The sequence below is a fragment of the Paenibacillus hubeiensis genome, from assembly GCF_032334105.1.
Taxonomy (GTDB): Bacteria; Bacillota; Bacilli; order Paenibacillales; family Paenibacillaceae; genus Paenibacillus; species Paenibacillus hubeiensis.
In genome coordinates this window covers 41375-56399 of the sequence record NZ_JAVYAE020000010.1, presented here as the reverse complement: position 1 = coordinate 56399, position 15025 = coordinate 41375, and the positions used below count along the sequence as shown (strand labels likewise).

Sequence of the window (15025 nt, the reverse complement as noted above, 5' to 3'; positions counted from 1 at the left end):
TTACACCGCCTCCATCTGAGCCTGAACCATCTCATAATATACGCCTTTTTGGGCCAGCAATTGTTCATGCGTTCCCGTCTCGGCCACGGTGCCGTTCTCCATGACGATAATGCGATCCATATGCGGCATCCAATGCAGCCGGTGGGTCGCCAGAAACACCAGTTTTTCCTTGAACAATGGCAGCATTGTCGATTTCAGCTCGTATTCCGTCTCGACATCGAGATGTGCTGTTGGCTCATCCAGCAAAAGCACAGGGCGTTTGCTAATTAAAGCCCGTGCCAGCGCCACGCGCTGCTCCTGCCCGCCGCTAAGCTGTCTGCCCCCGGCTCCAATCAGCTCGTCGATTCCCCTTGGCAAGGTCGAAACCAGATGGCTTAATCCGGCAGCCTGAATGGCGCTCCACACCTCTTCATTTGAAGCCTCGGGCCTATAAAAACGCACGTTGTCTGCCAGACTGCCGCTGAAAATATGCGGATGCTGCGGAATGGCCGCCGTCTGCCGCCTCCAGGCCTCTGTCATCTCCAGAGACAACGGGCGGCCGTTGTACAGCATCTGCCCGGAAGTCGGCAGCACGAAACCTCCCAGCACGTCAACGAGGGTGGATTTGCCCGCCCCGCTCGCGCCGATGATTCCAACCTTGCCCATGCCGGAAACCTGGAAAGTCACATCCTTCAAGGATGTTGGTCCACCGTCCTGATGGCTGACCTGCACATCCCTTAATGCCAGCCTGCTGGATGCATCCCATACCGGCAATGCCGCATCCCCTTCATCCATAGTGTCAGATGCCGGCTGATGGTTTAATGCGTGGATATAAGCCTCCTTCTGCTTCTGCTCGGCAGATTCCCCCTTCAAGATCATGTCGCGAATCGCTTCTCCGGCCTCTTTGCCGTCCAGCGTTGCATGATAATCCGCTCCCAGCATGCGCACAGGCAAAAAGTACTCGGGTGCCAAAATAAGCACCGTCAGCGCCGGAGCCAGCAGTATGCTTCCTTCTGTCAGGCGCAGCCCAAGGCTGACCGCCACCGAAGCGACCGACAGCATCGTGAAGAAATCCAGCGCGAACGAAGACAGGAACGCCATCCGCAGCGTAGACATCGTCGCTTTGCGGTAGCGCTCGCTCACCCGCATGATCGTCCCGGCGTGCCTGCCGCTTTGTCCAAGCGTTTTAAGCGTCTCCAGGCCGCGGAGCGTATCCACGAAATGGTTTGCCAGCGCCTTGTAGGACTTGAACTGCAAGTCGATTTTCCGCTGCGCCGCCAAACCGAGCAGAATGAGAAAACCGATCAGGATGGGCAGCGTTACGGCCAGAATCATCCCGGACATCACATCCAGCTTGAACACATACAACAATATGACCAATGGAACAAGTCCCATGCCCAGCATGCGGGGGATAAACAGCTCCAAATACGTTTTGTACTGCGTTGTCCCTTCCCGCGCCAGCGTGACCAAATGGCCCGTTCCTTCCGTCTTGGCAAAACGCGGCCCGAGCCGGAACCATTGCTCCACCATCTGCCTGCGCAAGTCGGTTCCCGTCTTCTCTGCATATCGCGACACGATCAACTGCAACCAGAAGGAGATCGCGTAACGGGCGGCAAATGCGGCCAGGAACAGCAGCAGTACAGGATACTGCGACGATACGGCAGCACCTTCAAATAAAGCGGTGATGGCCTGGGCCAGCCATTTGGCCTGCATGATGATGGCCATGGCCTGCAGCAGCACCAACGCCGATGCTAGTGCCAGCACAGGGCGCACGCCCGGCAGCTTCAGCAGCCCCCTTCCCATCTCAGTACTCCAGGTGATGCTGCTCGTTCAAGCGTTTGCGGAAAATGTAATAGCTCCAGATCTGATATCCCAGCACAAACGGCAGCAGCGTGCAGGCAACGATGGTCATGACCTTCAAGGAATAAGCGCCCGACGATGCATTATGTACCGTGAGGTTGAACGCTTCTCCTAACGAACTGATCATGACTCTAGGGAACAATCCGACAAACACGGAGGCAAACAAAATCGCAATGACGGCACCCGTCATGCCGAAAGCCCATCCCTCGCGCTGCTGCCGCACAAAATAGGCAGCGGCGGCGAGGGCAGCGGCACCAAGCGCCACCAGAATCCAAAGCGCCCATCCGCGGACGTCAAACATGTCCGTCATGAAATAGGTCAATGCGGCATAAAGCGCAAGAACGACTGCCAGCGGCAGCATCAGTTTGCGGGCCATGTGCAGCGCGCGTTCCCGGAGCGGTCCGACCGTGCGGAGCGAAGCAAACAACAGGCCGTGCACCAGGCATAGCATCGTTACGGCAAGTCCGCCTACCACGGTGTACGGGTTTACGATATCCAGGAAACCTGCCCGAAGCTGCATGTCACCGTCAATCGGCAATCCCTTCATCAGCGTTGCGAATACTACGCCGAACAGGAACGGCAGCAGGGCGCTGGAGACAACAATGATAATGTCCCATGTCTTGCGCCAGCGCTGGTGTTTCATCTTGCTGCGGAATTCAAACGCTACTCCCCGTCCGATCAGGGCAAGCAGCACCACGACCAGCGGCAGGTAAAATCCGCTGAACAAGGTCGCATACCAGTGCGGGAAAGCGGCAAACATCGCACCGCCCGCCGTCAGCAGCCACACCTCGTTCCCATCCCAGAACGGTCCGATCGAATTGATCATCGTCCGTCGTTCCCGGTCTGTCCGCGCGATCAGTCCTGTCGACATGCCCACGCCGAAATCAAAACCTTCCAGAAAGAAAAAGCCGATAAACAACACGGCAATCAGCACAAACCACAGTTCACTTAGTGACAACTGAATAACCCCCATCCATGCCGAACGGATCGGCCGATTCATCCTGTTCCTCCGATTGGTCGACCGCGTAAGGCCCTGCTTTGATTTTGCGAACGAACAGGTAGACCATCACGATGCCGAGAATCGTATAGGCTGCCGTAAAGGCAATCGTCGAGAACAAAATCTGTCCTGCCGTCACATTGGGCGATACCCCGGCTTCCGTCGTCATGTAACCGAAGACCGTCCACGGCTGCCGGCCCACCTCGGTCATGATCCAGCCGGCCGTGTTGGCGATAAACGGCAACGAAATCGCAAAAATCATCGATTTCATGAACCAAGGGCGGGCACCTTCCAGTTTCCGGCGAAGTGCCAGGTAACAGCCGTACAGCGCAAGCAGGATCATCAATCCGCCTGCAGCAATCATGATGCGGAAGCTCCAGAACGTCGTGCGCACAGGCGGAATGTAATCGCCAGGTCCGTACTTCTGTTCATACTCGGCCTGCAGCTCCTTCATGCCCGTTACGCTGCCGGAAAACTTGCTGTAAGACAGGTAACTGAGCAGCCCGGGAATTTTGAGTTCACCCGAGTTTTCCTGCTTGTCCGGATCGATAAAGGCAACCACTGTCCATGGGGCAGGATCCTCCGTCGTCGTCCACGTTCCTTCGCTGGCAGCCATCTTCATCGGCTGTGTTTCGACCAGGTACTGCGCCTGGAAGTGACCGGAGAATGCTACCCCGATCGAAGAAACCAGCGCCACGACGATGCCGATATGGAACGATCTGCGGAACACGTCCACATCCTGCTTTTTCATCAGCTTAAACGCACTGATCCCGGTCACGACAAAAGCTCCTGTCATCAAAGCCCCGAAGATCGTATGCGGGAATTCGACCAGCAGCTGCCCATTGGTAATCAAGGCGAAGAAATCGTTCATCTCGGCCCGGCCGTTGTTGATCGTGAATCCGACAGGATGCTGCATGAAGGAATTCGCCGCCAAAATCCAAAGCGCGGACAGGAACGTGCCGGTAAACACCAGCCAGATGCAGGCCAGATGCACCTTTTTGGACAAGCGCTCCCACCCGAAAATCCATAATCCGATAAACGTCGATTCCATGAAAAATGCCAGCAATGCTTCAATGGCGAGCGGTGCGCCGAACACGTCGCCCACAAAGCGGGAATACTCGGACCAGTTCATGCCGAACTGGAATTCCTGCAGAATGCCCGTAACTACCCCGACGGCGAAATTGATCAGGAACAGCTTGCCCCAAAATTTGGCCATCGTCTTGTAAATTTCCTTGCCTTTGACGACGTACAACGTCTCCATGATTGCGACCAGCAGCACCAAACCGATGGACAGCGGCACAAAGAAAAAGTGGAAGATCGTCGTAAGCGCATATTGGATACGCGATAGCATAATCGGATCCATAACTTACCCCTTCTTTCTGTTCACATGCAAAATTTTCGCGTTTGGCATCGGTTTGTCTCCTTTGCCTCACCCTGCCAAACACGTCCTAATGAACGTTATTGTGCCAGATCGCTAAATTTGCACATGTGACAATTATCACAAACTTTGGCATGTCCACAAAAAAAAGTGATGGCGGTCACACAATTTATAAAAATTTAATCTTGGATATCAGGAAATCGAACCGGCTGACCGCAGTCGTTTCGCCGGCCCGACCCGCTGTATCGTTCAAATTCAATCAGACGCATGTTTCTTTTCGAACGGCTGATTCCCCGCTGCACCCCATAACAGGCGCTGCAGCACAACCCCAACCAACCCAATGAGAAACGTTGCTGCCCCAATGTACACAAAGGTCAAACCAGGGCCGGCAGCCTGAATCAGAACACCTCCTGCAAGCGGGGCCGCGACTAGCACGATGCTCGACATGGAATTCTGAATACCGAATACTCTGCCCACCATGTCCGGCGGGCTTTCCTTTTGCAGCAAATAATTCATGGTCACCATGGACAAGCCGTTGCCGAGACCGATGCATAGTCCCCAGAAGATAATCCACCCTTCATGCGTAGACGGCTCCAGCCAGCCAAGTCCGGCAATCCCCGCCCCGATCAACAGAAAACCTCCCCCAAGCCCCCAACCGTAACTAATGCGTGACAAACGATTGAGCACCATGATGATGACAACTGCACCTGCGCCTGCGGAAGCTCCGAGCCAGCCGACCAACACCTCGTTGTCCGGCTTGATGCTTCGAAAGAGGGTGGCGAATTGATAATCGATCATAAGAATGGCCAACAGCCCTGTGCATCCAAACCAAATCGTCCGGAATACCGCCGGTTTGCTGCGCAAGAAAATCCATCCTTCCTTCCACTGCGTTATCCACGATGCCTGCCGAGTTTGATCGTTCCCAGCCACTAGGTCGACATCTGTAGTCTTCGCCTTCTCTGTCAAACGCCTTAACGGCCACAAGACCATCCCTGAAAGCAGGCGGCTGCAGGCATTGACGACAATGCAGATTTGCGGCGAAAATACCGCCAAAATCACGGCACCGAGCAATGGCCCTGCCACCTTGGAGCATTGGGCAACAAAGCCGTTCATCGAGGTGGCCTGCAGCAGGTGTTTTTCCGACACGACTTGGCGTGTCAATGCCTGCTGTGCAGGAATGTGGAACACGCCCATCATCGCTCTCGCACCGAGCAATGGGAGCAGCCAGCCCGGCCCTGGCGCGAACAGAATGCCCACGGTCAGCAGCACGTTCGCCGCATCGCAAATCAGCATGATGTTCACCTTCGGCCACCGGTCGGCCAGCGTGCCTGCAATCGAGCCGAACAGGATGCCCGGAATGGCCATGCATACGGGAACCAGAGCAATAATCAGCGGATCTGCTCCCCAGCGGTAAGCAATCATGACCTGGATGGCGAGTGCGTCGAACCAGTCGCCGAACGTGGCCAGCGCGTAGGCCAGGAACAACCGCACGAATCGTATATTTTTCCACAAGCTGCCTTGGGGTGCCGAAGCCGATGAATGGGCGGCATGCTTTTCTTCAGGTATTGTTGTCATGTTAGTCTCCTCCTGATCCAGTCCAGCAGCCTGGACGGCTGCATCTCTTATGACTGTGATCATATAGGAGCAATATCAGAGGAATATCAGAGGCCTTGGCCCGGGGAAAACGAGGATAAAAATGTGCGGACTTCATCCAGCATTTGTTGTCTATAGACCGGAACTTCATAGTGTTTGGCGATTTCTTCGGATACGATCTTGTATTTTCGCCGCAAACGGCCCTCAATGTGATGATGATCCATAAACAGCAGAATCTGCGAAGCCGAATTCAGGACCAACGGCGCATTCAGCGACATTTTCAACACGTCCAATCCGTCATCCAGCCTTGGCTCCGCCTCGCGCAGCCTGCCCTGTCTCAGCAACCAAAGGCCTTCCATGACCTGAAATCGTCCGACCTCTCGCAAATACGGAGCTTCCTTCAAACTGGCACGCAACGACGCAATCAACGGTTCCACGGCATCCTCACTCCCGCCCCACAGCTCGACATAGAGCCGTGCTAACGCAACCGGCAGCCTGAAGTTCACCAGGCCGTCCCGTTCCATCACTTCGTACGTTTCGACCAATTGCGATCTTGCGCGCCCATACCGTCCTGTTTCCGCATAAACTTCAACAATGTTGAGAATGCGCAGCTCCCGCTGCTGATCCGCCGACAAAGCATGTGAGTTTAATGCTTTTTCATATAGCCGTAGAGTTTCCTTGGGTTCCGTCAAGGCATGCATGAAGATAAGCAGCCAGTACAGGCGATCCTCAAACGGAATTTCCTTCGTGGTGACCAGCCATTTCAGATCCCCTTGCACAAAGCGGATATACAGCCGGTAGAACGGGTCGATTTGGATGCCGAGCACATCCTGCTGTTCGATCAGCGTCAACATGGATTTTCCCTGGCCGAACAGATGATATTTGCGAAACAGGCCATGAACGGCTTCGCGCAGCTCCTGATCCGCTTCGGAAGGATTAGCAGGCATGGCATGAACAGGCATACGGATCGTCAATCTATAGCCGTAACCGCGCACGGTTTCGATCATCACCTCTTCCCAGTCCCTTAACCTTTTACGCAGGCGATAGACATGGTCGTCCACGGTGCGCTCCACTGGATACTCCAGCGGCCATACCCGGTCAAGCAGCTGGCTGCGCGTAAACGCCTTTTCCTTGTTTTCGTAGAGAAAGCGGAGCAGCGCAAACTCCTTGGCCAACAGGCGAATGGATTCGGTACGGCGCGTTACGGTATATGATCCTTCGTCAAATTGCAATGACATGCACAGCGCCTCCTAATATATGCCGTCATCCCATAGGGATTTTCATAAAATGTATACTCCATTATAGCCGTGCATCGCACAGTCTGCACAAAAACCCCTTTTGCAGAAATGCAAAAGGGGGAATCACCGCTGCAGCAGAGCTGCAATCGGCATCATTTTTGATTGTTGCGTTTTTGGGATTAACCCAGCACCACGCGGTCATCGGCCAGCGTTTTGCCGCTGATCCGCTCGAATTCGCCCAGCAGCTCGGGTACGGTCAGCGTGCGCTTGCGCTCTTCGCTTACATCCAGAATGATGCGGCCCTTATCCATCATGATCAGGCGGTTGCCAAGACGAATGGCCTGCTCCATGTTGTGGGTAACCATCAAGGTGGTCAGCCGCATCTCGCGCACCAGCGTTTCGGTCAGCTCCGTAATCAGTTCGGCACGGGCCGGGTCCAGAGCCGCCGTATGTTCATCCAGCAGCAAAATTTGCGGCTGGGTAAACGTCGCCATCAACAGGCTGAGCGCTTGACGTTCGCCGCCGGACAACAGCCCTACTTTGGCGTTCGGGCGTTTGTCCAGACCGATGCCCAGCTTCACCAGCTGCGCGTTGAACAGCTCGCGTTTGGCCCGAGTGACGCCGAAGCTGAGTCCACGCCCTTTTCCCCGTTTATAGGCCATCGCCATGTTTTCCTCGATCGTCATATGCGGAGCGGTTCCTGCCATCGGGTCCTGGAACACCCGGCCGATCCAGCTGCTGCGACGATGCTCCGGCAAATGTTTGATGGAGCGTTCGTTGATTCGCACATCTCCCGTATCGGGCTTCATGACACCCGAGATGATGTTCATCAAGGTCGATTTCCCCGCGCCGTTACTGCCGATCACCGTGACGAAATCGCCGGGTTTCATCGTCAGGTTCACGCCAACCAGCGCGGTCTTCTCGTCGGTCGTACCCGGATTGAACAGCTTCGTTACTTGTGAAATCTCCAGCATGTCACATGCCCCCCTTCATCTGCTGACCCGATCCCTGCATCAGTTCTTGGGTACGCATGCGGGCGAGCCGCTTTTGCTTCATTGAACGGCGCATCGTCGGAATGACCAATGCGATGATCACGATGACGGCGGTGATCAGCTTCAGATCGGACGTATCGAACCAATCGACCTGCAGCGCCAAGGCAACCACGACGCGATAAATAATCGAGCCCACAACCGCGGCAAGGGTAGCCCAGAAAATAGTGCGCGCCCCCAGGATCGCTTCACCGATAATGACCGAGGCCAAGCCGATCACGATCATGCCAATTCCCATCGTAATGTCGGCAAAACCGGATTGCTGCGCGATAAACGCTCCGGACAGCGCAACCAGCCCATTGGACAAGCTGACGCCAATGATCGTTGTCACGTCGGTGTTTGCACCAAAGCTGCGAATCATGCGTTTATTGTCGCCGGTTGCCCGCAGTGCGAGTCCGATGTCCGTTTTCATGAACAAGTCCAGCATGATCTTGAATACCAAAACGACAATGATGATAATAACCATGACATGCTCGCCCGAAAACGGATTGTCGATGCCCATGATGGATTTGTTCGGGGCACCGCCCAAAATGCGCATATTGATGGAATACAAGGCAATCATCATCAAAATCCCCGATAACAATCCGTTAATCTTGCCCTTGGTATGCAGCAACCCCGTGCAGGCCCCGGCAATCATTCCGCAAACCATAGCCACCAGGCAAGCCACCCATGACGAATAGCCATTGGAAATCATCACGGCCGCCACGGCCCCTCCTGTCGTGAAACTGCCGTCTACCGTAAGATCGGGAAAATCAAGAATCCGAAAGGTAATGTATACGCCAAGCGCCATAAGCGAGTATAACAACCCGAGCTCAATCGCTCCTTCAATGGCACCCCAGCTGATACTGAACATATTGCTTCCTCCCATCTGTAACCGAAACATCTGTCAATGCACTTCCACCCAACTTAGCGCTCTCACCGAATGGCAAACACCGATTCCGGATACTCGGCTCTACCGTTGTTTCCCTGTGAAACTTGTCGAAAAAAGGGAGGCGAACCCGTCTGAGCGTCCGCCTCGTATCTGACCCTCCGGAGCAAGTTCCGTCCGGTTATTGAATGATGTTTGCTGCCTGGTCCTTCACTTCGGCTTTCATTTCGTCCGTTACCGTGATGCCTTGCGCTTCAGCCGCTTTCAGGTTCAGGATCAGGTCCAGTTTGTCCGGTACGGTTACTTTCATTTCGCCCGGGTTGGTGCCGTTCTTCAGAATGTCGGCAGCCATCTCGCCAACCTGGTAGCCGTGATCGTAGTATTTGAAACCCACGGTGGCAAATGCGCCTTTTTCGACCGTATCGCGATCACTGGAGAAGAACGGAATTTTGTTCTGGTTTGCGGTTTGGATCATCGTATCCACCGCACTAACGACGGAGTTGTCCAACGTGATGTAGAACGCATCCACTTTGCCCACGAGCGAATCGGTAGCTTGTTTAACCTCGGACGTGTTTGTTACGGCCGCCTTCACCAGCTTGATGCCGTGCTTGGACAACGCCTTCTCCGCATTGTTTGCCATAACGACGGCGTTGGGTTCCCCTTCGTTGATGACCAAACCTACCGTTTTGATGTCAGTCAGGTATTTCGCGATGAAATCGGCCAATTGCACGATCGCTTCCGGGTTCGTGTCGGAAGCGCCTGTCACGTTGCTGCCCGGCTTGTCCAGATCCGTGACCAGTTTGGCTCCCAGCGGATCGGTTACCGCAGCAAACAGCAGCGGTTTATCTTTGACTTGTTGGGCCAATGCCAATGCAGACGGCGTTGCGATCCCCAGCACGAGATCATTTTTCGAGTCGCCGGCAATCTTCTGCGCGATGGACAGGTTGTTGGTGGAGTCACCCTGCGCGTTATTGTAATCGATCGTCAGGTTTTTGTTCTCTTCGATTCCCGCATCCTTCAATGCAGCGATGAATCCTTCACGAGTCGCGTCGAGCGACGGATGCTCCACGATTTGCGAAATGGCGATGCGGTACGATTTCTCGGTGCTTCCTTCGCTGGCATTGCCCGTTCCCTCGGAAGCGGTATTCGTACTACTGCCATTGTTGCCGCAGCCTGCGGCGACGATCATGGTTGCAGCCATCATCAGAGACATCCAGAACTTTTTTTTCATGTGATAACCCCTCTCTACCTTCTCAAATTTGTGAGCCTTGTCGCGATCAACCGAGTGATGCGACAAGGCGGGACAAAACGAACGCTTCAACGCATTGTTGCTTTGATCGACAAAAGTAGACAAATGCAGACTTTTCGCATGCGACTGAAGTCCATGGCCCGTGTGTGAATTTTGTGTTTCCCTAATATTAAGGTGAGTCCTCTTTCCCGTCAATGGTTGATGCGCTTCCAATTTTGTTTTTTCGCTCACACGTGAGAGGAAACATGACACACCAAAAAGCCATCCGTACAAATCTACGGACAGCTAAATACATCATTTAGTGCATGGAAAGAGATTGATGGGCTCTCTCCTCCTACCCCTAACGAACCTCTCGCACCTAATTCAGACGATTTCCGCCCTCCCAGCACCCTAACGAACCTCAGACACCTTATTGTAGGCAACATGAGAGATATAGATGACACGATGGTGAATAGCGTGCCTGAGATTCGTAACCACAAAAACTAGCGAAATCCACCCGAAATAAGACGCCTCAGGTTCGTTACAGCTAAATTGCAAACGCTTGGCCGATTAACAGGAAGCTGCCCGCAAGTTTCAATCCCCATAAGGGCCAAGCTCCGTCCATACAAAAAGGACTGCATTCCGGCAGCACCCCCTCTATGTGAAAGCCAGTTCTAACATGGCTTATTACAAGAGGGGAACGCCCCGGACAAAAACAGTCCCCGTTGTTCGTTTTATTCTCCCGACGCCTCACGTACCCGATAGGTGCATTTCTTGCCGCCGTCGGCGTAGCATTCCGTTCGTTCCACATCCGCTTGCAGCAGCGAACGGAACAGCTCCAGCTCGCAGCGGCAGGCCTGCTTGTGCACGCTGGCCACCTGTACGATCGGGCAGTTCAATTCGGTGATAACGTACGTGCCGTCTTCTTCCGCAGAAGAATCGGCCATATAACCGTTTGCGTTTTGAATGCGCGCCAGTTCCTCGACTCGTCCGGCCAGGTCCCGGCCTTCCATCTGCGGCATCCCGCTGCGCAGCAGCTTGTCGCGCCGGTTCTCGAACAGCGTGCCGATGATATCGCCGCCAACCGATTCGTTCAGCTCTTCCAGCAATTCCAGCGTAAGCGCCGGGTAGGATTTCGGAAAAAAACTGTCGCCTCGCGTCGTCAAATGGTACACGGAGGAAGGACGGCCAGCCGTCGCCCTCGCTTCGCGCACCTCGATTAGGCCGTCCTGCTCAAGCGCCGACAGATGGCGGCGAATCGCCATGCCGGTCAAACCCAGCTCCGCCGTCATTTCCCTGGCGGTTAACGTGCCTTGCCGTTTCAGCATGAACAAAATCCGTTCACGCGTCGTCATTTCATTTTCATGCTTCACGTGCAGCACCTGCTCTCAGGCTTATGCGTGTACGGGCGCTGCCTCCCGGCAGGCATCCGAGCAAAAGCGGTTATGCGTCTCTTCGCAATCCTCGCAGCATACGTGCTGCAGGTTGCAGGTTGGACAGTTGATATATCGGTCATGCGTCGTTCCGCAGTGGTAACAGCTTGCGATAACGATATCTTCATCCGTACGGTTAATCGGCACGGAGATGCGTTCGTCGAACACATAGCATTTGCCATCGAACAGACGGCCCTGCACCTCAGGGTCCTTACCATAGGTTACGATACCGCCCTCAAGCTGTGCCACATCCTGAAACCCTTCGTTGATCATGAAGCCGGTCAGCTTCTCGCAGCGAATGCCGCCAGTGCAGTACGTAATGATCTTTTTGTCTTTCATGTCGCCCAGATTCTCCCGAATCCACTCCGGAAATTCGCGGAACGACTCGACATCGGGACGGATGGCACCGCGGAAATGGCCGATTTCGTATTCGTAGTCATTGCGGCCATCGATGACGATGACGTCATCGCGCTGCAAATGCTCGTAGAATTCCTTCGGCGAGAGGCGTTTGCCGCTGACTTCGTTCGGGTCCAGCTCTTGATCCACGCGGAAAGTCACCAGCTCCGCCTTGTGGCGAACAAAGATTTTTTTGAACGCATGTTCTTCGACTTCATCGATCTTGAACACCATGTCGCTGAACAGCGGATTGGCATGCATGTCCTTCATGTATTGCTCGGTTTGTTCCCATGTTCCGGACACGGTGCCGTTGATGCCTTCGGAGGCAATCAGGATGCGGCCCTTGACGCCCAGATCCTTGCAGTATTGCAGATGTTCCTGTGTCAACGCCTCGGCGTCATCGATCTTCACGAACTTATAATATAAAAGCACGCGGTACGCGCTCTTGCACATGTGTATCACCTGTTCCTGTTTTTATATGATGAAAAAGAAAAAGAAACAGCCGCCCGAAACCATGTCTCGAACTGCTGTCCTTAGCTTCGACCTGTATTCCTGCCCTTTAGTTTATCGGAGCGCAATACCTTAGTCAATATTAATGTATAGAAAGGGATGCAAGTTATGGAAGTGACAAATACGATTCGATGGGGTCTCTTCATTTGATTCGCTGCAACCGATAAATATATCAGAGATGGAATAATTAAAATTTCATTCATTTTTGAGGGCGAATTCATTACACTGAACTCAGAACAAGAGAGCCCAATGGTTTCGCAGCACCGAATATTTGCATTAGTCAGTCAGGATTAACACATTCATCGAGAAAATGGAGTGAACTTTTGTGATCGCACAACGAATCAAAAGAGCGGGCATGCTGTCGCTTGTCTTTCTGCTTGCCATAAGCGGGCTTTCATCGGTCCTTCCCGTCACCCCTCGTGCCCACGCGGCGGCAGCAGAACCTCTTCTTGGAGAAATCAGGCTGTTCCCCTACGATGCTGCGCCTAACGGATGGGTGCCGGCCGAAGGCCAACTGCTCGCAATTTCTTCCAACACCGAGTTATTTTCCTTGCTGGGAGCCAATTACGGCGTGGGTGACAATCAGACATTCGTTTTACCGAATTTGTCCAACCAGGCTCCGGGAGGGACCAGATATTATATCGCCACAAACGGCATTTTTCCATCAAGAGAAGAAGGAAGCGGCATAGCCAATGCCGTCCTGGGCGAAATTCGCTTGTTCCCTTACTATTTTTCGCCTTCCGGCTGGCTGACGGCAGAAGGGCAGACCTTAGAGATTGCCAGTTTCCCGTCGCTTTATTCCCTGATCGGCAAGAAATACGGCGGAGATGGAGAAACTACGTTCCAGCTTCCTAACTTGCCGACTAATGAGCAAACCCCGCTTCATTATGCGATTTTCACAAATAGCACCTACTCCCCACTAACTGGCGGAACAGGGGACGAATACATGGGCGAGATTATTCCGATGCCCGTGCAAGTGAGCAATCCGGAATGGATTCAAGCCGATGGAACGCTGTTGACGATCAATGCCAATCGGGCTCTATTCGACCTGCTCGGAAACCGGTACGGCGGGGATGGAATGACTGGGTTCAATATTCCCGACCTCACCGGCGACCCGTCTGGTATCATTTATTATATTTCCAAGGTAGGCGCTTCCCCGATCGGTGATCGGGCGTTGGCCAATAACGATCAATACTTAACCAATGGGGGCACGACTCTAACCGTTGCGTCACCAGGGGTTCTCGCCAACGATATCAACGTTTCAACGGCAAGACTGATCAATTCCCCAACGAACGGGGCAATTACGTTAAATTCGAACGGGGCTTTTATGTATACGCCGAATATCGGTTTTTCTGGCAATGACCGTTTCCAGTATATTGGCAGCGGCAGCATAGGCGACAGCAACGCGGCAACAGTCACGATCACCGTTACCGCGACAAATAAACCGGTCATTACCGGAGTGAATGACCAAACGACCTACAACGGTCCGGTTACGCCTACGTTTGACGGCGGCACCGCACTGTTAAACGGTTCTCCTTTTACAAGCGGTACCTCCATCACCGGTGAGGGCAGCTACACCTTGGCGGTCACCAACAATGCCGGCACCACAACCGTGCATTTTGTCATCGACAGCACCCCTCCTGTCGTCATAGGGGTTGCTGATGATGCCGTCTATGAGACAGCGCCAACCATTGCCTTTAACGAGGGGACTGCCACGCTGGACGGTTCTCCATTTGCCAGCGGTGGAACGGTAAGCCGCGAAGGAACACATGTCCTGGTCGTAACCGACGCCGCAGGTAACACAACGACAGTCGCGTTCAAATACTATGCGCCGCGAACCGTCACCTTTGTCAGCAGCGGGGGTACAAGTACCCCTGCCCAAAGCGTTCGCTATGCGAGCAGGTTGGCGGAGCCCGACGCCCCATCCCGCACCGGGTACACCTTTGCCGGTTGGTTCACCGATTCGGAACTGACGCAAGCGTTTGATTTCGACAACACGACGATTACCAGCGACCTGACGCTGTACGCCAAGTGGACAATCCACTCCTTCAACGTGCAGTTCAACACCAACGGCGGCTCGGCGGTCGACGGACAGCAGGTCGATTACAACGACTTCGCTCATCGACCCGACGCCCCTTCACGCACCGGATATACCTTTGAAGGCTGGTTCACCGATTCGGAACTGACGCAAGCGTTTGATTTCGATAACACGGTGATTACCGACAACCTGACGCTGTACGCCAAGTGGACAATCCACTCCTTCAACGTGCAGTTCAACACCAACGGCGGTTCGGCGGTCGGCGGACAGCAGGTCGATTACAACGCATTGGCTCATCGACCCGACACGCCTTCACGCACCGGATATACCTTTGAAGGCTGGTTTACCGATTCGGAACTGACGCAAGCGTTTGATTTCGACAACACGGTGATTACCGACAACCTGACGCTGTACGCCAAGTGGACAATCCACTCCTTCAACGTGCAGTTCAACACCAA

11 protein-coding genes are annotated in these 15025 nt (G+C 54.0%); 1 reads left to right on the top strand and 10 read right to left on the bottom strand.

What is annotated here, in order from left to right; translation table 11 throughout:
- From cydD to trhO, 10 genes are all read right to left on the bottom strand, one after another.
- Complete coding sequence (gene cydD / locus RSX24_RS22290; RefSeq protein WP_343261814.1) at positions 1-1782, bottom strand: thiol reductant ABC exporter subunit CydD; 1782 nt, start codon at positions 1780-1782, stop codon at positions 1-3.
- A 1-nt stretch (position 1783) separates the two neighbouring features.
- A complete protein-coding gene (gene cydB, locus RSX24_RS22285; RefSeq protein WP_339275142.1) occupies positions 1784-2839 on the bottom strand; it encodes a cytochrome d ubiquinol oxidase subunit II in 1056 nt (351 codons plus the stop codon).
- Positions 2784-4199 (bottom strand): cytochrome ubiquinol oxidase subunit I, encoded by a 1416-nt coding sequence (locus RSX24_RS22280; RefSeq protein ID WP_236413302.1) that lies wholly within the window; start codon positions 4197-4199, stop codon positions 2784-2786. Before RSX24_RS22280 ends, cydB begins: the two co-directional genes overlap by 56 nt.
- 270 nt (positions 4200-4469) lie before the next feature.
- On the bottom strand, positions 4470-5789 hold the full coding sequence (locus tag RSX24_RS22275; RefSeq protein ID WP_343261813.1) for an MFS transporter: 1320 nt from the start codon (positions 5787-5789) through the stop codon (positions 4470-4472).
- 86 nt (positions 5790-5875) lie between these two features.
- Entirely contained in the window at positions 5876-7045 is a 1170-nt protein-coding gene (locus RSX24_RS22270; protein ID WP_343261812.1) for a winged helix-turn-helix domain-containing protein, read from the bottom strand.
- Between the two features lie 179 nt (positions 7046-7224).
- Complete coding sequence (locus RSX24_RS22265; protein WP_236413305.1) at positions 7225-8019, bottom strand: ABC transporter ATP-binding protein; 795 nt, start codon at positions 8017-8019, stop codon at positions 7225-7227.
- 1 nt (position 8020) lies between these two features.
- Positions 8021-8947: an ABC transporter permease gene (locus RSX24_RS22260; RefSeq protein ID WP_236413306.1), complete on the bottom strand. Its 927-nt coding sequence runs from the start codon at positions 8945-8947 to the stop codon at positions 8021-8023.
- A 196-nt stretch (positions 8948-9143) separates the two neighbouring features.
- Entirely contained in the window at positions 9144-10193 is a 1050-nt protein-coding gene (locus tag RSX24_RS22255) for an ABC transporter substrate-binding protein (RefSeq protein WP_343261811.1), read from the bottom strand.
- Between the two features lie 731 nt (positions 10194-10924).
- Positions 10925-11563 (bottom strand): helix-turn-helix transcriptional regulator, encoded by a 639-nt coding sequence (locus RSX24_RS22250; RefSeq protein ID WP_343261810.1) that lies wholly within the window; start codon positions 11561-11563, stop codon positions 10925-10927.
- A 21-nt stretch (positions 11564-11584) separates the two neighbouring features.
- Positions 11585-12472: an oxygen-dependent tRNA uridine(34) hydroxylase TrhO gene (gene trhO / locus RSX24_RS22245; protein WP_339275150.1), complete on the bottom strand. Its 888-nt coding sequence runs from the start codon at positions 12470-12472 to the stop codon at positions 11585-11587.
- Positions 12473-12854: 382 nt separating this feature from the next.
- Between trhO and RSX24_RS22240 the strand changes: the two genes are divergently transcribed.
- On the top strand, positions 12855-15025 hold a 2171-nt coding region (locus RSX24_RS22240; protein WP_343261809.1), incomplete at its 3' end, for an InlB B-repeat-containing protein.